Origin of the sequence: Cellulomonas sp. ES6, from assembly GCF_030053835.1 — a bacterium.
GTDB lineage: Bacteria > Actinomycetota > Actinomycetes > Actinomycetales > Cellulomonadaceae > Cellulomonas.
Genome location: NZ_CP125655.1, coordinates 1,832,169 through 1,848,891 on the forward strand (window position 1 = coordinate 1,832,169; position 16,723 = coordinate 1,848,891).

Here is a 16,723-nt window from a genome sequence, read left to right on the forward strand (position 1 = left end):
TGAGGTCAGCGGGTCTCGCGGTGCAGCGTGTGCCGGCCGTCGCGCGGGCAGAACTTCTTCATCTCGAGCCGGTCGGGGTCGTTCCGACGGTTCTTCTTCGTGATGTAGTTCCGCTCCTTGCACTCCGTGCAGGCGAGCGTGATCTTCGGACGGACGTCCGCGCTCTTGCTGGCCATGGTCTTGCCACCTCTCGCGCCCGGGGCGCTTGCGATCTCGTCGTCACGCGCCGGCCGACGCGCGGTTCTCCACACTGGTAGCGGGGGCGGGGTTCGAACCCGCGACCTCACGATTATGAGTCGTGCGCTCTCACCAACTGAGCTACCCCGCCTCGGATGCACCCGGCCAGGACGAGTGTCCTGACCTGCGGCACACCGCAGAGCCCCGAACGGGATTCGAACCCGTGACCTCTTCCTTACCAAGGAAGTGCTCTACCACTGAGCTATCGGGGCAGCGCGGGCTAGGTTACACGGTGGCCGGGGCCGGAGCGAAATCTCTCCGACCGCACCCGGCTGACCCGCACGATCACCGGGCACCCCACGCCGCCGCCCGGCACCGTCACACCCGCGGCACGCGACAGGGCGCCCTCCGTGAGGAGGACGCCCTGTCGTCCATCGCGTGGCGGGTGAGGGATTCGAACCCCCGTAGGCGATGCCAGCTGATTTACAGTCAGCCCCCTTTGGCCACTCGGGTAACCCGCCGGGGATGCGCGCACGGCGACTGCGTCCCCGTGGTGCGGATGGAAGGATAGCAACGGATCGGCCCCGGACCGCAATCGGCCCTCGGGGAGCACACCCGCAGCACCCGCACCGCACAGCAGGAGGAAGTCATGGCGAGCGAGTCGTCGTTCGACGTCGTCAGCAAGGTGGACCGGCAGGAGGTCGACAACGCGCTGAACCAGGCGGTCAAGGAGATCGCCCAGCGGTACGACTTCAAGGGCGTCGGCGCCTCGATCGCCTGGAGCGGCGAGAAGATCCTCATGGTCGCCAACTCCGAGGAGCGGGTGCGCGCCGTGCTGGACGTGTTCCAGACCAAGCTCATCAAGCGCGGCATCTCGCTGAAGTCGCTCGACACCGGCGACGGCGACCCGAAGCCGTCCGGCAAGGAGTACCGGCTCGAGGCGTCGGTCAAGGAGGGCCTGTCCTCCGAGATCGCGAAGAAGGTGACCAAGCTCATCCGCGACGAGGGCCCGAAGGGCGTCAAGACGCAGATCCAGGGCGACGAGGTCCGCGTCTCCGCCAAGAGCCGCGACGACCTGCAGTCCGTGATCGCGCTGCTCAAGGGCGCGGACGACATCGACGCGGCGCTGCAGTTCATCAACTACCGCTGACGCGGGGCGCGCCGACGACGCGACGACGCCTGCTGTAGACTCGTCTACACACCCCCGGATGCTTCGGCTACCGGTTAGAGGACCCCGGCGCCACTGGTGCCGGGGTCCTCGGACGTTCTGGACCAGGTGCCCGGCCGCCGGATCGAGCCGACCTCGTCAAGGAGCACGTCCGGCAGCTGCGACGCCTCCAGCAGCGGCCGGGTCACGAACCCGACGAACCCGGGCCCGGCGTGCATGAGCTCCTTGGACCCGCGGGCGGTCTCCATCGGCAGCACCAGCCCCGTCACCCCGCCTGCGTCGTCGCGCACGATCCGCAGAGTCCCCGCCTGGTCCGAGTCGTTCGTGAGCAGCACGTAGAGATCGGCGCGGCCCAGGTGGGCGTCCGAGATCACCCGCCCTGCCAGGTTGACGTCGGACCCCTTCTCCTCGATCTTCCGGACCCTGACCCGCGCGGGCTCGCCCGTGCCCGGGTCGAGGACGAGCGGGTGCCGGACCATCTCGCGCGGGTCCACCCGGAACTTGCCGAGGTGGACCTGGACCCGCGGGGCCTGGGTGGCGATCGCACGCAGGTAGACCTGCTGCCGCTGGGGCTTCTGCCGGTCGAGCGAGGTACCCGGCCTGATCAGCGCGGTGAAGTAGTGGACGGCCACGACGTCCGCGTACGGCATCAGGTTCTGCGCGAGCGCGAGCAGGTCGACCCACTTCAGCTCGGGGTACCGCTCCAGGCAGCGCCGGTAGAGGTTGAACCCGTCCACGTAGAGGATCGCTGTCGGTCGCGCCATCCTCACGACCCTAGGGGGACGCCACGGGCCCGGGGCTCGAGTTCGCAGGCGGGCGGTCAGTACCGCGTGACCGGGCCCCCGGTGCCGGCCATGCGCTCGAGCCGCGCGATGCGGTCGGCCATCGGCGGGTGGGTCGCGAACATCCGCCCGATCCCCGCGCCCTTGAACGGGTTGGCGATCATCAGGTGCGACACGTCCACGAGCTCACGGTCCTGGGGCAGGGGCCGCGCCTGCGTGCCGGCCTCGAGCTTGCGCAGCGCCGACGCCAGCGCGAGCGGGTCACCGGTGAGCGCCGCGCCGTCCTCGTCCGCGTCGTACTCGCGCGTGCGGCTGATCGCGAGCTGGATCATCGTCGCCGCCAGCGGTGCGAGGAACACCATGAGCAGCGCCGCGACGGGGTTGCCCCCGCGGTCGCGGTCGTTGCCACCGCCGAAGAACAGCGCGAACTGCGCCACCGACGTGATGACGCCCGCGACCGCGGCGGCGATCGAGGACGTGAGGATGTCGCGGTTGTAGACGTGCATGAGCTCGTGCCCGAGGACGCCGCGCAGCTCCCGCTCGTCGAGGATCTGCAGGATCCCGTCCGTGCAGCAGACCGCGGCGTTGCGGGGGTTGCGGCCGGTGGCGAACGCGTTCGGCGCGGCGGTCGGCGACACGTACAGCCGCGGCATCGGCTGCCGCGCGGCGGTGGAGAGCTCGCGCACGATCCGGTACATCGCGGGCTGCTCGATCTCCGACACCGGGCGCGCGCGCATCGCACGGATCGCGATCTTGTCGGAGTTCCAGTACGAGTAGGCCGTCATCGCGACCCCGAACAGCGCGAACAGGAAGATGTACCGGCCGTTCGCGACGAACGTGCCGATGCCGAGCAGCACCGCCCAGAGCACGCCGAACAGCAGCGCCGTCTTCAGGCCGTTGTAGTGCCGGTGACCCATGTCCGTCCTCTCGGTGCTCCGCGCGGTCCCGTCGACTCGTCCCGCGTGGAGGACAACGCCGCGGCGGGCGCGCTGGTTCCCCTACCCTGACCCCGCACGTCGTCGAACCCCGCCCCGGACCCCTTGGAGAGCACCGTGCGCACCGTCCGCCTGATCGCCCTGGCCGCTGCGAGCGCCCTGGCGCTCGCCGCGTGCGCCCCCGCCGACGACGAGCCCGCCGCGTCCGGCTCGCCCGCCGCCGACGGCTCGCTGGAGACCCTGACCGACGGGGTCCTCACCATCGGCACGTCCGACCCCGGCTACGAGCCGTGGGTCGTCGACAACGACCCGTCCAACGGCGAGGGCTTCGAGTCCGCCGTGGCGTACGCCGTGGCCGAGGAGCTCGGCTTCGACGCCGACCACGTCACGTGGGTCCCGGTGACGTTCGACCAGATCATCGCCCCGGGCGCCAAGTCCTTCGACTTCGCGATCAACCAGGTGTCGATCAGCCCGGAGCGCGCCGAGAACCTCGACTTCTCGTCCTCGTACTACGACACCGCGCAGGCGGTCGTGACGGTCGAGGGCAGCCCCGTCGCCGACGCGACGTCCCTGGCGGACCTCCAGGACGCGAAGATCGGCGCGATGGTCGGCACCACCAGCCTCACGGTGGCGCAGGAGTCGATCGACCCGACCACCGACGTCCAGGTGTTCAACGACAACGACCAGGTCAAGCAGGCGCTGCAGTCCGGCCTGGTCGACGCGATCGTCGTGGACCTGCCCACCGCGCTGTACATCACGGCGGCGGAGCTCGACGGCGGGGTCCTGGTCGGGCAGCTGCCCGCGGGCGACGACCCGGACCAGTTCGGCCTCGTGCTCGACAAGGGCTCGGCGCTCACCGGCCCCGTCACGGAGGCCGTCGACGCGCTGCGCGAGGACGGCACGCTCGCCGACCTCGAGGCCGAGTGGCTGACCGACGCGGCCGGCGCTCCCGTCCTGAAGTGACCCCGACGACGCCGCCGGACGGCGCCCTCCCCGTGTGGGTGCCGTCCGAGCGGCAGCGCGGGAGGGACGCCTACCGGCGCACGCAGGCCCGCCGCTCGACGCTCGTGGCCCTCGTGAGCACGGTCGTCGTGGCGGGGCTCGCGGTGCTCGGGCTCGTGTCGTCGCCGGGGTGGCCGCGCGTGCGGCAGTCGTTCCTCGACCCCGACGTGGCGTGGGCGTCGCTGCCGAAGATCGCCGAGGGGCTGTGGCTCAACGTGCGCGTCATGGCCGTGTGCGCGGTGCTCATCGTCGTGGTCGCCATGCTGCTGGCCCTCGCGCGGACCCTGCGCGGGCCGGCGTTCTTCCCGCTGCGGGCGCTCGCCACCGGGTACGTCGACGTGTTCCGCGGCCTGCCGCTCATCCTCGTGCTGCTGCTCGTCGGGTTCGGGCTCCCCGGGCTGCGCCTCCAGGGCATCCCGACGTCCGCCGTGGTGCTGGGTGGCCTCGCGCTCGTGCTGACGTACTCGGCGTACGTCGCCGAGGTGTTCCGGGCCGGGATCGAGTCGGTGCACCCGTCGCAGATCGCCTCCGCGCGGTCCCTCGGCCTGACCCGCGGGCAGACCCTCCGGCACGTCGTGCTGCCGCAGGCGTGGCGCCGGGTGGTCCCGCCGCTGCTGAACGACCTGGTGGCGCTGTCCAAGGACTCCGGCCTCATCTCGATCCTCGGGGCCGTCGACGCCGTGCGCGCCGCGCAGATCCAGACCGCCACCTACGCCAACTTCACGCCCTACGTCGTCGCGGGGGTGCTGTTCGTGCTGCTCACCATCCCCCTGACGCGGTTCACCGACGCGCTCGCCCGGCGCAGCGGCTGGCTCGGGTCGCAGGCGGGGCTCGCCGGGGCGGGGGCGATGCGGTGAACGCCGGCGATGCGGTGAACGCCGGCGATGCGGTGACCGGGATCGGCCCCGGGGCCCGGGCTGCGGGCGCGCCGCTGCTGCGCGTCGACGGGGTGCGCAAGGCGTTCGGCGACCACGTCGTCCTCGACGACCTCTCCCTCGACGTCGCGGAGCACCGGGTGGTCGTGCTGATCGGCGCCTCCGGGTCGGGGAAGTCGACGCTGCTGCGCTGCATCAACCTGCTCGAGGAGGTCGACGACGGCGTCATCGAGGTCGCCGGCCAGGAGGTCACCGACCCGCGCGTCGACGCGAACGCGGTCCGCTCCCGGATCGGCATGGTGTTCCAGGCCTACAACCTGTTCCCGCACCTGCGGGTGCTCGACAACGTGGCGATCGCCCCGCGGCTCGTCCACGGGGTGCCGCGGGGCGAGGCGCGCGACCGTGCCGCCGCGATGCTGGAGCGGGTCGGGCTGGGCGCGAAGGCGCGCGCGTTCCCCGACGAGCTCTCCGGCGGTCAGCAGCAGCGCGTCGCCATCGCCCGGGCGCTCGTGACGCAGCCGGCCCTCATGCTGCTCGACGAGGTGACGAGCGCCCTCGACCCGGAGCTGGTCGGTGAGGTGCTGGACCTCCTGGGCGAGCTCAAGGACGAGGGCACGACGATGGTCGTCGCCACGCACGAGATGGCGTTCGCCCGGCACGTCGCCGACGAGGTGTGCTTCCTGCACGCCGGCCGCGTGCACGAGCGGGGGCCGGCCGAGCAGGTGCTCGTCGACCCCCGCGAGGCGCGCACGCGCGAGTTCCTGCGCCGCTTCACGGCCTGACCCGGCCTCCCGTGCCCGTCAGGCCTCGCCGGCCGCCTGGGCCAGGGCGATGCGGACCATGTCCTCGCGCGGGACGACCTTGACGCGCTCCCGGCCGTGCGGCTCGCCGAGCGAGCGCTCGTACGCGTCGAGCAGCTCCCACCCGGCCCAGTGGATCGGCCGGGCACCCCGCGCGGTCAGCAGGTCGAGCACGGCCTGCGGGTCGGGCTCCGCGGCGGACAGGAACGGGTTACCCGGGTCGGTCACGTCGCCGGCGTCCTCGACGAGGTGCCGGATCGTCTCGCTCGCGTCGGACTTGGTGTGCCCGATGAGGCCGACCGGCCCGCGCTTGATCCAGCCGGTGGTGTAGACCCCGGGCACCGGCTCGCCGTCGACGTCGACGACCCGGCCCTCGCGGTTCGCGATGACGCCGGCGGCCTCGTCGAACGGCACGTCCACGAGCGGGGAGCCGAAGTACCCGACCGCCCGGTACACCGCCTCGACCGGCCAGTCGTGCGTCTGCCCGGTCCCGGCGACCGTCCCGTCGCCGGCCAGCGCCGTGCGCTCCGTCCGCAGGCCGACCACGTGGCCGTCCTCACCGAGCACCTCGACGGGCCTGTGCAGGAAGTGCAGGTGGATGCGGCGGCTCGCGGTGAGCTCCTCCGGCTCCTTGAGCGTCCAGTCCGTCAGCGTCTTGACGACCTGCTTGGTCTGGTTCGACGAGTGGATCGCCGCCATCGAGCCCTCGTCGAAGTCGAAGTCCTCCGGGTACACGACCACGTCGACGTCGGGCACGTGCCCGAGCTCGCGCAGCTCGAGCGGGGAGAACTTCGCCTGCGCCGGGCCGCGCCGGGCGAACACGTGCACGTCCGTGACCGGGCTGGCCTTGAGGCCGTCGTAGACGTTCTGCGGGACCTCGGTCGGCAGCAGGTCGTCGGCGTGCTTCGCGAGCATGCGGGCGACGTCCAGCGCCACGTTGCCCGCACCGAGCACGGCGACGTGCCGCGCGGTCAGCGGCCACGTGCGCGGGACGTCCGGGTGGCCGTCGTACCAGGACACGAAGTCCGCGGCACCGTACGAACCCTCGAGGTCGATGCCCGGGATCGGCAGGTCCGCGTCCTTGATCGCGCCCGTCGCGAAGATCACCGCGTCGTAGTGGCGGCGCAGGTCGTCGAGCTTGAGGTCCGCGCCGTAGTCCACGTTGCAGATCAGCCGGATGTCACCACGCTCCAGCACCTTGTGCAGCGCGACGATGATCTGCTTGATGCGCGGGTGGTCCGGCGCGACGCCGTACCGGACCAGACCGAACGGCGCGGGCAGCCGCTCGATCAGGTCGATGGACACGTCCAGGCCGGAGCGGGACAGGATGTCCGACGCGTAGATCCCGGCGGGTCCGGCGCCGACGACGGCCACACGGACAGGGCGGTTCGAGCTCACGCACGTCCTTCCTCCGAGGTCCCGGCGCGGCGCGGCCCGGCGGCGTCGGGAGGACGTCCCGGCCGGAGCCCGGCGCGGTGCGCACAGGATGACGGTGCCAGTGTAGGACGGCCTAACCTCTGCCGGACGTGCGCGAGTTCCTGCCGTTCTGCCCGGCCCGGCCCTGCGGGTGCCGGCGCTGTCCCCGGACAGCGTTAGCGTCTGCTCGTGACCACCCCGTCCCCGGCGGCCGGTGCCGCCCCGAGCACGACCGCGGCGGCCTCCGGCCCCGTCCCTCCCCCGACGTCGGCCCCCGCGGCGCTCGACCCCCGCGGGCTCGCCGCCGGCGCCGGCGCCTACCTGCTGTGGGGCGTCCTGCCGCTGTACTTCGAGCTCCTCAAGCCGTCGGCCGCGACCGAGATCGTCGCCCACCGCGTGCTGTGGTCGCTCGTGTTCTGCGCGGTGGTGCTCTCGGTCACGCGGACCTGGCGCGCCCTGGGCGTCGTGCTGCGCTCCGGACGGACGCTCGCGCTGATCGCCGCCGCAGCCGTGCTGCTCGCGGTCAACTGGCTGACGTTCGTGTTCTCCGCCCTCAGCGGGCACGTCGTCGACGCGGCGCTCGGGTACTTCATCAACCCCCTGGTCACCGTCCTGCTGGCGGTCCTCGTGCTGCGCGAGCGGCTGCGGCGCCTCCAGTGGGTCGCCCTCGGGTTCGGCGTCGCGGCCGTCGTCGTCATCACGCTCGGCCTCGGCCGGCTGCCGTGGGTCGCGCTCACGCTGGCCGGGTCGTTCGGGCTGTACGGGCTGCTGAAGAACCGCGTCGGACGCAGTGTGGCGGCGGCCCCCGGCCTCGCTGCCGAGACGCTCGTGCTCGCGCCCGCGTCCGCCGTCTACCTCGTGTGGCTCCAGGGCACCGGCGACGCGACGTTCAGCGCCGACGGCACCTGGCACGCCCTCGCCCTGGCCGGGACGGGCATCGCGACGGCCCTGCCCCTGCTGCTGTTCGGCGAGGCCGCCCGGCGTCTCCCGCTCAGCGTCGTCGGCAGCCTGCAGTACCTCGCGCCGGTGCTGCAGCTCGTCATCGGCGTGCTCGTCCTGCACGAGACCATGCCGCCCGCCCGGTGGTGGGGCTTCGGGCTGGTGTGGGTCGCGCTCGTGCTGCTCACGGTCGACGGGGTGCGGGCACGGCGGGCGACGGTGCTGCGGCTCGCGGACGTCGCGGGGCGCTGACCCGGGGCGGGGCGCTGACCCGCGGCGCGGCCCGCGCGAGAGGTCAGCGGCGCCGGCGGCGACCGACGACGCGGCCCGCGAGGGCGGCCAGCAGCACGAGCGCGGTGCCGGCGATCCCCCACCAGGTCGCCCCCCGGCGGGCGGCGGCCAGCGGGTCGGTGCGCGGCGACACGTCGACCGTGCGCGCCTCGGGCGTCGCGGCCGCGTCGGTGCCGTGCACGGGGCTCGGCGGCCCGACCGCGGTCCCGTCGTCGACGAAGCCCAGCGCCTCGGCGGGCCGGACGACGCCCCAGCCGACCAGGTCGTCCCGCTCACCGGGCTGCGCGCGGGCGGCGGTGACCTCGAGGCGGTACGCCCACTGCTCGGGGGTCTCGTCCGGGTACCGCTCCGCGATCAGCGCCGCCGCCGCGCTGACGTACGCCGTCGCGAAGCTGGTGGAGACGTTCTCGCCCGACAGCAGGCAGTCGCCGGCCGCGTGGTACGTCGTCAGCACGTTCGTCCCCGGCGCCGCGACGTCCACGTGCTCCCCGTGGATCGCGTCCGCGGACGGCGCGTCGTCCACGTCGACCGCGGTCACGGCGAGCGCGCCGTCGTACGCCGCCGGGTACCGCGGCCCGTCCGTCTCGTCGCTGCTGGTCGTGCGGTTGCCGGCACTCGCGACGACGAGCGCGCCGGCGGCCGTGGCCCGGGCGACGGCCTCGCGGAGCGCCGGGGTGTCCGTGGGCGTGCTCATCGAGACGTTGACGACCTGCGCCCCGGCGGCGACGGCGGCCTCGATGCCGGCCGCGATCCGCCCGGCGTCCGGGGCCACGCCCTCCTCCCGCGCCCGGTCGTCGTCGGCGTAGTACACCCGCACCGGCAGGATCTCGGCGTCCGGGGCCAGCCCGACCACGCCGGAGTCGTCCACGGGCCGGGCGGCGATCTGGCCGGCGACGGCGGTCCCGTGCCCCGCGGTGTCCGTGCGCCCGCCCGGGTCGCCGCTGACCCCGACCAGGTCCACGCCGGGCAGCACCGCGTCCGCGAGGTGCTCGTTGCGGGCGTCCACGCCGGAGTCGACGACGGCGACGAGGACGCCCCGGCCCGTGGCGGTGTCCCAGGCGCGCTCGGCGGACAGCCGCGCGAGCGCCTGCGGCTGCTCCGTGCTGTACGCGACGCGGTCGGGTGTGCACTGCTGGTCGGTCGCGGCCGGCGCGGGCACGGCCGGCGCGGGCGCGGCGGACGCCGGCTGCGCGGCGGGCGCGAGCAGCAGCGCCGCCCCGAGCAGCCCGGCGGCCGCCCGGCGACGCCCGGCGGGCACGCCGCTCACGAGTCCCCGGCGCCGCCCGACGCGGCGGTCGCGCCCGACACCTCCGTGGCGGCGGCCTCGACCGTCAGCGACGGACCCGTCGGCAGCAGCGCCGCCCACGCCGGCGGCACGGTCGTCACGTCCTCGGGCCCGTACCCGAGCCGGGCCAGCACCTCGTCGCTCGCGTCCGGCACCGGGTAGGCCCGCCCGGAGCCGTCGACGAGGCTGACGGTCGCCGTCCCGCCCTCGGTGGTCTGCGCCCGCACGAGCGCACCGGAGCCCGGGGCGACGCGCACGCCCGGCTCGACGTCGCCGTCGCGCAGCACGAGGTCCACCCCGCCGTCCTCGCCCGGGCGGAGCACCGAGCAGGGCGCCTGCCCCGCCGCCGGGAGCGTCGGCACGGTCGCGGGCAGGTCCGCGGGGGCGACCGGGGTCGTGGACGTCCGGACCTCCCCGATGTCCGAGGCGCTCACCCGCAGCGGCTCCGCGGCCAGGTCGCCCGCGCCCAGCAGGTACAGCGGGTAGGCGAGGTCGCTCAGCGGGGCGAGCTCACCACGGGCGTCGACGACGTAGCGGCGGTCGCCCTCCCCGGTCCCGGTGACCTCGACGAGCGTCCCGACACGGGTGTCCACGGGCAGCCCGCCCTCCGGCAGCGCCGGGTCGCCCGCCCCCTCGACGGTCAGCGGCGCCAGGTCGGAGCCCAGCGGGAAGAGCGTGAGCCAGTCGGCGCCCGCCTCGACCGGGGTGGCCGTGTCGAGGCCGAGCGCGCGCAGCACGGCGGCCTCGTCGGACTCCGGGACGGCGTGGCGTACGCCGCCGGCCACGAGGTGGAGCTTCCCGGCGACCTCCACCAGCACCCCCGCGTCGGGGTCGACGTCCGGGGCCGGCGCCTCCGGGTCGAGGTCGAGGGTCGTGCTGCCGTCCGGGGCCACGCACGACGCCCACCCGGCGGCGGTGAGCCGGCTCGGGAGCGGGAGCTCGTCGGGCGCGCCCGGGATGCCGATGGTGGCCCCGCGCGGCGCGTCGGTGATGTCGTCCTCGCTGACGTCGACCACGTGGAACGCGCCGGAGTCGAGCACCAGGCGCGCGCTCGTCACGTTCAACACCGGGTGCAGGGTGCCCTGGATCCCGACGTACCGGCTCCCGTCGCCCTCGACGATGACGAGCGACTGGTCGTCCCACCCGTCCGGCAGGGACGGGCTCAGCAGGCCGAACCCGAGGCTGCCCAGCACCAGCAGCACGGTCAGCGACACCCCGGCGACGACGCCGCGCAGCGGCTTCGTGGGCTCGAGCTCCCGGCCGCCGGGCGCACCGCTCGTGAACGCCGTCAGCAGCCGGCGGCGGCTGTAGGTCTGCGCCTCGACGAGGTCGCGCTTGGAGGCCACGGCTCAGACCAGGCCCGCGGCGGTCACGCCGAGCGGCAGCAGCAGCGCCAGGCACGCGATCTCGAGGAAGTCCCCCAGCCGCGCGAGGCCGACCCGACGCCGCGGCGCCACGAGCCCGAGCCCGATGACGACGGCCGCGGCGGCGCCCGCCAGCACGACGAGCGCCGGGCGCCACGACGGGTGCTGCGTCGCGGCGACCACCGCCACCGTGACCAGCACCAGCACGGACATGCCGACCGTCAGCAGCACGTCCAGGCGCGAGTACGTCTGCCGGGTCGCCAGCAGCAGCCCGGCGGCGGCGAGCACGAGCAGCAGGGTCCCGGCGACCCCGGTCGCGACGACGGCGGGGGCGGCCAGCACCGCCAGCGCGCCGATCGCGACGCGGAGCGCCACCTGCACGCGGTGCCCGGCGGCGAGCTGCGCCCGCACCTGCGCCTGACCCACCGGCTGCGGGTCCGCGAGGATCTCGGCGTCGTTGCGCGGCGAGACGACCCGCAGCGGCGTGCTCGACAGCGCCAGCCAGGGCACCCCGATGCTGGCCGTGGCGACCGCGGCCACGACGACGGCCAGCACCTCGCCGGGCTCGGCACCCGTCAGCGCGATGGCCGTCCCGGCCACGGCGACCGCGAGCCCGCCGGCCAGCGGCGCGGCGCCGAGCTCGCGGTGGTCCACCAGGGCCGGCATGCCCAGCAGGCCGGCGACCAGCACACCGGTCCCCGCCAGCGCGGCCGGCCACCCCCAGGACGGCGACCCTGACGTGACGGTCAGCCCCGCGACGCCCGCGAGCACCGGGGCGACCAGCACGAGGACGCGGCCCGCGGCAGGCTCCGTGCCCACGCGGCCGACGACGGCACCGGCGACGAGCGCCAGCAGCGAGCCGAGCCCCGCGACGACCGGCGGCACCAGCGAGGCACGGTCCGCGCCGAGCAGCAGCGCCGCCCCCGCGAGCAGCAGCGCGGCGGCGGTCCACGCGGCGCTCAGCGCGGAGTCACGCGGCGTCCACGGGGCGTACTGCTGCTCCACGGCGTCCGCGACGGCCTCCACGACGTCGTCGTAGATCCGCTCCTGCTCGCGCCGGGCGCCCGACTCGAGCGTGAGCACCGCGCCGTCCTCGACGCCCTCGGCCAGGAGGCTGCGGGCGGAGTCGACCGGGGTGCCGTCGGCACGCACGAGCCGGTACCCGCCGTGCGCGGTCGTGGCATCGAGCAGGCCGAGCGCGCGGGCCAGGCCCGGCAGCACCTCGGCCATCGGCACGGCGCCCGGGATGCCGAGGTCGAGCCGCCGGTCCCCCGCGGTCACCGACACCCGCACGAGCGTCCCGACGGACGTCGTGGAGGCGGAGGCGTCTGTCATCGGGTCCCCTGTACTCCCTGGGCAGGTCGGCGGTCAGCATAGCGACGGCTCACGGAACCGCTCGTCGGACGACGCACGCCCCCCGGGTGGTGGCGGCCGACCGGGTGGACCTCGGCGGCGTCCGACCGGTCGGCCGTCACTCCTGCGGTGCACCGCCGACGCGACAATCGGGACAACTCCGCGCAGAACAGCGGATCCTGATGGGCCGATCGGGTGAAGCGCGACACCAGTCAGCGTGACCGTCCACAGCCCGCGTCATCTGGAGTGACGCTCTCCGGAGCCCTGGGTTAGCCTCCTGAGCAGTCCCAGGAACCGCACAGGTCCTGGTTCTGCGGCGCCGCAGGGGTGCACGCACCGAGCAGGCCCGCAGGGCCGTGGCAGGGGAGGTGACATGGCAGCAGAGGTCTCCGCAGCAGATGGCGCGCTCAAGCAGGGCGCCGACGCGGTCGCCCAGAGTCGTGGGGAGCTGCAGCGCGAGCTGAGCGCCCTCGAGGGCAAGCTGTCCGGGATCGGGTCGCACTGGCAGGGCCAGGGCGCCGTGGCGTTCACCGCGCTGATGGCGCGCTGGCGCGAGGACGCGAACAAGATCGTGTCCGCCCTCAACGAGTTCGAGGCCAACCTGCTCTCCTCGCAGTCGACGTACACCGCGTCCGACGAGGCCCAGCAGTCCACGTTCAGCCGCCTGCAGGGCCGGCTGGGCTGACCCGGGAAGGACGAGACGATGGCTGATCTCAAGGTCAACTTCGGCGGTCTGTCGACCGCCGCCGCGGACATCCAGACCTCCGCGGGCAACATCGAGTCCCGCCTGGCGGACCTCGACCGGTCGCTCCAGCCCCTCAAGGCCAACTGGTCCGGTGAGGCGTCCACCGCCTACACCGCCGCCAAGGCCAAGTGGGAGGCCGCGCTCACCGACATGAAGGCGCTCCTCGCCGACGTCGGCCGTGCGGTGTCCACCTCCGGGGAGGACTACCAGTCCACCGAGCGGGCCAACGCCGCCCGCTGGTGAACACCCGGCGCCGCGCACCGCGCGACGCCACCCAGCACGACCCGCGCGGTCGCGTCCGCCGTCCCACCGACGGCCGGGCGCGACCGCGCGGAGCACGGGCGCCGCGGGGGCGGCGCACCGAGACTTCACGCGGAGGACGGACGTGGCAGGGGACGTCGAGGTCAGGACGCAGGTCCTGGAGGCCCGACTGCGGCAGCTCGTGAGGCTGTTCGACGACACGGACCAGCTCAAGACCCGCATCCAGACGCTGCGGTACAACCAGAGCGGCGGCGTGTGGCCGGAGATCCCGAGCGTCCAGGCGTTCGCGGCCCGGTACCGCGAGGCGCTGCAGTCCGTGGAGAACCGGCTCGAGGTGATCCGCACGACCATCGACGCCTGCCGTCAGGCACTGGCGGACAGCGGCCTCTCCCTCGAGCAGCAGGACGCCGCCATCCAGGAGCAGTTCCGCCTGCTCGCCGAGCGCCTGGAGGCGACGCCGGTCCCCGAGGCGCTCGTCGCGGGTGCCGTCGCCGCCGGTCGGCTCGGCCGGTCCGCGTTCTGATGCGCCTCGCGCCGCGCCGCGCGGGCGCAGTGGTCGCCGCCGTCACACTGGTCGCCCTCGGGGGTTCCACCCCGGCGTCCGCCGCGGTGCCCGGGGTCGACGACGGCCGCTGGTACTACGAGGCCACCAGCATGGCGGAGATCCACCAGCGGACGACCGGCGAGGGCATCACCGTCGCCCTGGTCGACGGGCGCGTGAACACCGAGGTCGCCGACCTCGTCGGCGCCGACATCCGCCCCCACGAACCGTCCTACTGCGCGGACGCGGCGGGCGGTGATCCGTATCCGGGCACGTCCACCGGACCTGACGCAGGGCACGCGACGTCGATGGCGACCGTGCTCGTCGGCCGCGACGCCGGCCTCGACGGGCAGCCCGGCATCCCCGGTATCGCCCCCGGGATCACCCTGCGCACGTACGCGTCGAACCTCGACGGCCTCCCGTGCCACACCCCACGAGGCGACCAGATCTCCTCGGACGACACCGTGCGCGACGCCATCGCCGACGGCGCGGACATCATCTTCGTGCCCGGTACCCAGGAGATGTCCCAGGAGGTCGTCGCCGCGGCCCAACGAGCCGGCGTGATCGTCGTGGGTGCGGCCGGCAACGACGGCGGCGTGCTCACGGGCATGCCCGCCGTCTTCAACGGCGTCGTCTCCACCGGCACGCTGACCCCTGACCAGACGCTCGATCCTGGGAGCGTGGAGGGCCCGCGTCTCAGCGTCGTCGCCCCGGGGACCGGTTTCCGCGCCCTCGCGCCGACGTGGGACAGCTACGGCACGACGACCGGATCCTCGAACGCCGCGGCGTACACCGCGGGCGTCCTGGCTCTGCTGTGGTCGCTGTACCCGGACGCGACAGACGGGCAGATCCTCCAGGCGCTGATCCGCACCACGGACGGCGAGGTCAAGGACACGTGGACGCACGACCCCGCCTGGGGCTACGGCGTCGTCAACGCCCGGGTGCTGATGACCGTGGACCCGACCACACTCCCCGACGTCAACCCGTTCATCGTTGACGACCCGAACGTCGTCCCCACGGCCGCCGAGATCCTGGGAACCGCGGAGGCGACCGCGCCTGCGACGGACGACCGGCCCAGCGCCACCGCCGCCCCCGGGGACGTCGACGGCGACGCATCCGGCACCGGGCCCACTGAGGCGGCCACGACCGGCCCCGGGATCGGTGTCGTGCTCGGGGCGGCCGCCGGCGTGGTGGTGGTCGGTGTCGCCGTCGCGACCGTCCTCGCACGCCGCCGTCGGCATCCGGCGGTGGCCGCCTCCGACCACCACGACGCACCGCCGACCGACACGAGGGGGAACCATGGGTGAGCGCGCAGAGCAGCTCGGACGGGCACGGGAGGCCGACCTCGGCGTGATGGACACGTCCGTGCGGCAGCTCTCGGCCTATTCGTCGGACATCGAGCCCACGGTCGACACGCTCCGGGCCGTCGGGAGCGACACCGGCATCGAGGGCGCGAGCTCCGACGCCGCGGCCGACCGGTTCGTGGGGCTCGCGCGCGAGGTCGCCGCCGTCGCCGACTACCTGTCGACCCTCGCCGATGCCGGCGCCCGCGCCACCCAAGCGATCGTCGCGGCGAAGGCGGCGTACGCCAACCTCCCCGATGGCGAGCTCACGTTCGCGGAGCGCGCCAGCCTGACCGCTGCCGGGACCGTCGCCCTGCCGGGTATCGGCACCGTGACGGGCATCGCCGCCGGTGAGATCCTCTCCCGGCAGCGCGAGCAGGCACGTGAGGCCCGGGCGGCCGCAGCCTTGCGGGAGCTGGACGCGTCGATGGCTGCCATCAGTGTCGACCCACCGGCGCACGACCGGTTGAGCGACTTCACTCCCGGCACCGGCACCACCGACCCGAGCGGTCCGACGGGCAGCACCGGCGGTCGCAGCGTGCCCGACGGCTGGACCGGTACGAGCGGGAGCGGCGGCCGCACCGTGGGCACCCCGACCCCGACGCCGGGCGGGGGCACCGTGGACATCGGGTGGACTCCGGGCGGCGGCTCGGGCAGCGGGACCGGTGGCAGCGGGTCCGGGACCGGCGGATCCGGCTCCGGCGGCGGGTCGGTCGGACCGGGCTGGCAGCCTGGCGGCGGATCCGGGTCCGGGTCCGGGACCGGCGGCAGCGGGTCCGGCGGCGGGTCCGGGACCGGCGGCGGCTACGTGCCCGGCACGGGCGACGGCAGCTCGTCCGACGGTCTCGTCGGCGGGACGGTGCCCGGCTCGGGCAGCGGGGCCGGCGGCGCCCACCTCGGCGGCCCCGGCGGCTCGGCGGGCGGCTCCGGCGCGAGCGGCCTGTCCGGCCTCGGCGCGGGTGGCCTCGCCGGCGGCCTGACGGTCGGTGGCGCCGCGCTCGGCGGTGCCGGGCTCAGCCGGCTCGCCGGAGGCGGCGGGGTCGGCGTCGGGGGTGTCGGTGGTGTCGGTGGCGCCGGCGGGTCGGGTGCCGGCATCCCCCTGGGGACGGTCGGCGCGGGCTCGTCGGGGTCGGGTCTGTCCGGCTCGACGTCCGCCCTCGTGCAGGGCTCGCAGGCCGGCGCGACGGGTGCCGGTGCGTCCGGCGCCCGGAGCGGCGGCATGATGGGCGCCCCGATGGGTGGCGGTGCCGGCGCTGGCTCGTCCAAGGGGTCGAAGCGTCGCACGTCCGACGGCCTGCTGGCCCCCGACATCGACGTCGAGGACGGCGCGGAGCGTCCCGACCTCGGTCTCGCGGCAGGCGCGGGGGGCCGCGACTCCCTGCGCACCACCCCGGTCGAGGAGCGCCCGTCCGCGGGCGACGTCGACCCCGACGAGTGGTGAGGGTC

At 74.7% G+C, this 16,723-nt stretch carries 17 protein-coding genes and 3 tRNA genes; 10 read left to right on the forward strand and 10 right to left on the reverse strand.

Going from position 1 to position 16,723, the window contains the following annotated elements:
* Nucleotides 1-5: 5 nt before the first annotated feature.
* The 4 genes from rpmG to P9841_RS08675 form a co-directional block, all read right to left on the reverse strand.
* Nucleotides 6-176 (reverse strand): 50S ribosomal protein L33, encoded by a 171-nt coding sequence (gene rpmG / locus P9841_RS08660; RefSeq protein WP_146839572.1) that lies wholly within the window; start codon nt 174-176, stop codon nt 6-8.
* A 75-nt stretch (nt 177-251) separates the two neighbouring features.
* Nucleotides 252-328: transfer RNA gene (locus tag P9841_RS08665), tRNA-Met, on the reverse strand.
* 49 nt (nt 329-377) lie between these two features.
* Nucleotides 378-449: transfer RNA gene (locus P9841_RS08670), tRNA-Thr, on the reverse strand.
* Between the two features lie 167 nt (nt 450-616).
* Nucleotides 617-698: transfer RNA gene (locus P9841_RS08675), tRNA-Tyr, on the reverse strand.
* Nucleotides 699-826: 128 nt separating this feature from the next.
* On the opposite strand from P9841_RS08675, the gene P9841_RS08680 reads away from it, so the two are divergent.
* Nucleotides 827-1,327: a YajQ family cyclic di-GMP-binding protein gene (locus tag P9841_RS08680; protein ID WP_222171233.1), complete on the forward strand. Its 501-nt coding sequence runs from the start codon at nt 827-829 to the stop codon at nt 1,325-1,327.
* Nucleotides 1,328-1,401: 74 nt separating this feature from the next.
* Here P9841_RS08680 and P9841_RS08685 read toward each other — a convergent pair whose 3' ends face one another.
* Both P9841_RS08685 and htpX read right to left on the reverse strand, forming a co-directional pair.
* Nucleotides 1,402-2,109 carry an NYN domain-containing protein gene (locus P9841_RS08685; RefSeq protein WP_283321624.1) on the reverse strand — a complete coding sequence of 236 codons (708 nt, stop codon included), beginning with the start codon at nt 2,107-2,109 and terminating at the stop codon, nt 1,402-1,404.
* A 56-nt stretch (nt 2,110-2,165) separates the two neighbouring features.
* Nucleotides 2,166-3,044 carry a zinc metalloprotease HtpX gene (gene htpX / locus P9841_RS08690; RefSeq protein WP_283321625.1) on the reverse strand — a complete coding sequence of 293 codons (879 nt, stop codon included), beginning with the start codon at nt 3,042-3,044 and terminating at the stop codon, nt 2,166-2,168.
* A gap of 135 nt (nt 3,045-3,179) precedes the next feature.
* Between htpX and P9841_RS08695 the strand changes: the two genes are divergently transcribed.
* Genes P9841_RS08695 through P9841_RS08705 form a run of 3 tightly spaced genes read left to right on the forward strand, consistent with a single transcriptional unit; the run spans nt 3,180 to nt 5,721 of the window.
* On the forward strand, nt 3,180-4,025 hold the full coding sequence (locus tag P9841_RS08695) for an ABC transporter substrate-binding protein (protein ID WP_283321626.1): 846 nt from the start codon (nt 3,180-3,182) through the stop codon (nt 4,023-4,025).
* Nucleotides 4,022-4,921, forward strand: a complete 900-nt coding sequence (locus P9841_RS08700; RefSeq protein ID WP_283321627.1) for an amino acid ABC transporter permease — start codon at nt 4,022-4,024, stop codon at nt 4,919-4,921. The genes P9841_RS08695 and P9841_RS08700 overlap by 4 nt, the downstream gene beginning before the upstream one ends.
* A 32-nt stretch (nt 4,922-4,953) precedes the next feature.
* Nucleotides 4,954-5,721 (forward strand): amino acid ABC transporter ATP-binding protein, encoded by a 768-nt coding sequence (locus tag P9841_RS08705; protein WP_283321628.1) that lies wholly within the window; start codon nt 4,954-4,956, stop codon nt 5,719-5,721.
* Between the two features lie 18 nt (nt 5,722-5,739).
* On the opposite strand, the gene P9841_RS08710 is transcribed toward P9841_RS08705, so the two are convergent.
* Nucleotides 5,740-7,137 carry an FAD-dependent oxidoreductase gene (locus P9841_RS08710; RefSeq protein WP_283321629.1) on the reverse strand — a complete coding sequence of 466 codons (1,398 nt, stop codon included), beginning with the start codon at nt 7,135-7,137 and terminating at the stop codon, nt 5,740-5,742.
* A 207-nt stretch (nt 7,138-7,344) separates the two neighbouring features.
* Here P9841_RS08710 and rarD point away from each other — a divergent pair, with 207 nt between their 5' ends.
* Nucleotides 7,345-8,346 carry an EamA family transporter RarD gene (rarD, locus tag P9841_RS08715; protein ID WP_283321630.1) on the forward strand — a complete coding sequence of 334 codons (1,002 nt, stop codon included), beginning with the start codon at nt 7,345-7,347 and terminating at the stop codon, nt 8,344-8,346.
* Nucleotides 8,347-8,389: 43 nt separating this feature from the next.
* Here rarD and P9841_RS08720 read toward each other — a convergent pair whose 3' ends face one another.
* Genes P9841_RS08720 through eccD form a run of 3 tightly spaced genes read right to left on the reverse strand, consistent with a single transcriptional unit; the run spans nt 8,390 to nt 12,369 of the window.
* Nucleotides 8,390-9,652 carry a S8 family serine peptidase gene (locus P9841_RS08720; RefSeq protein ID WP_283321631.1) on the reverse strand — a complete coding sequence of 421 codons (1,263 nt, stop codon included), beginning with the start codon at nt 9,650-9,652 and terminating at the stop codon, nt 8,390-8,392.
* Entirely contained in the window at nt 9,649-11,016 is a 1,368-nt protein-coding gene (gene eccB / locus P9841_RS08725; protein WP_283321632.1) for a type VII secretion protein EccB, read from the reverse strand. The genes P9841_RS08720 and eccB overlap by 4 nt, the downstream gene beginning before the upstream one ends.
* A gap of 3 nt (nt 11,017-11,019) precedes the next feature.
* The gene (eccD, locus tag P9841_RS08730; RefSeq protein ID WP_283321633.1) at nt 11,020-12,369 is read right to left on the reverse strand and encodes a type VII secretion integral membrane protein EccD; all 1,350 of its coding nucleotides are present in this window, start codon (nt 12,367-12,369) and stop codon (nt 11,020-11,022) included.
* A gap of 391 nt (nt 12,370-12,760) precedes the next feature.
* Between eccD and P9841_RS08735 the strand changes: the two genes are divergently transcribed.
* From P9841_RS08735 to P9841_RS08755, 5 genes are all read left to right on the forward strand, one after another.
* Nucleotides 12,761-13,072, forward strand: a complete 312-nt coding sequence (locus P9841_RS08735) for a WXG100 family type VII secretion target (RefSeq protein WP_283321634.1) — start codon at nt 12,761-12,763, stop codon at nt 13,070-13,072.
* 18 nt (nt 13,073-13,090) lie between these two features.
* Nucleotides 13,091-13,375 carry a WXG100 family type VII secretion target gene (locus tag P9841_RS08740; RefSeq protein ID WP_283321636.1) on the forward strand — a complete coding sequence of 95 codons (285 nt, stop codon included), beginning with the start codon at nt 13,091-13,093 and terminating at the stop codon, nt 13,373-13,375.
* A 142-nt stretch (nt 13,376-13,517) separates the two neighbouring features.
* The gene (locus P9841_RS08745; RefSeq protein WP_283321637.1) at nt 13,518-13,916 is read left to right on the forward strand and encodes a hypothetical protein; all 399 of its coding nucleotides are present in this window, start codon (nt 13,518-13,520) and stop codon (nt 13,914-13,916) included.
* An 86-nt stretch (nt 13,917-14,002) separates the two neighbouring features.
* Complete coding sequence (locus tag P9841_RS08750; RefSeq protein ID WP_283321638.1) at nt 14,003-15,241, forward strand: S8 family peptidase; 1,239 nt, start codon at nt 14,003-14,005, stop codon at nt 15,239-15,241.
* Nucleotides 15,234-16,718 carry a hypothetical protein gene (locus P9841_RS08755; RefSeq protein WP_283321639.1) on the forward strand — a complete coding sequence of 495 codons (1,485 nt, stop codon included), beginning with the start codon at nt 15,234-15,236 and terminating at the stop codon, nt 16,716-16,718. Before P9841_RS08750 ends, P9841_RS08755 begins: the two co-directional genes overlap by 8 nt.
* Nucleotides 16,719-16,723 lie beyond the last annotated feature (5 nt).

Bases quoted from the DNA above. Each gene is read 5' to 3' on its own strand.
- eccD (WP_283321633.1), bottom strand. From the start codon at position 12,369: ATGACAGACGCCTCCGCCTCCACGACGTCCGTCGGGACGCTCGTGCGG.
- P9841_RS08740 (WP_283321636.1), top strand. From the start codon at position 13,091: ATGGCTGATCTCAAGGTCAACTTCGGCGGTCTGTCGACCGCCGCCGCG.
- rpmG (WP_146839572.1), bottom strand. From the start codon at position 176: ATGGCCAGCAAGAGCGCGGACGTCCGTCCGAAGATCACGCTCGCCTGC.
- htpX (WP_283321625.1), bottom strand. From the start codon at position 3,044: ATGGGTCACCGGCACTACAACGGCCTGAAGACGGCGCTGCTGTTCGGC.
- P9841_RS08735 (WP_283321634.1), top strand. From the start codon at position 12,761: ATGGCAGCAGAGGTCTCCGCAGCAGATGGCGCGCTCAAGCAGGGCGCC.
- P9841_RS08755 (WP_283321639.1), top strand. From the start codon at position 15,234: ATGGGTGAGCGCGCAGAGCAGCTCGGACGGGCACGGGAGGCCGACCTC.
- P9841_RS08680 (WP_222171233.1), top strand. From the start codon at position 827: ATGGCGAGCGAGTCGTCGTTCGACGTCGTCAGCAAGGTGGACCGGCAG.
- P9841_RS08685 (WP_283321624.1), bottom strand. From the start codon at position 2,109: ATGGCGCGACCGACAGCGATCCTCTACGTGGACGGGTTCAACCTCTAC.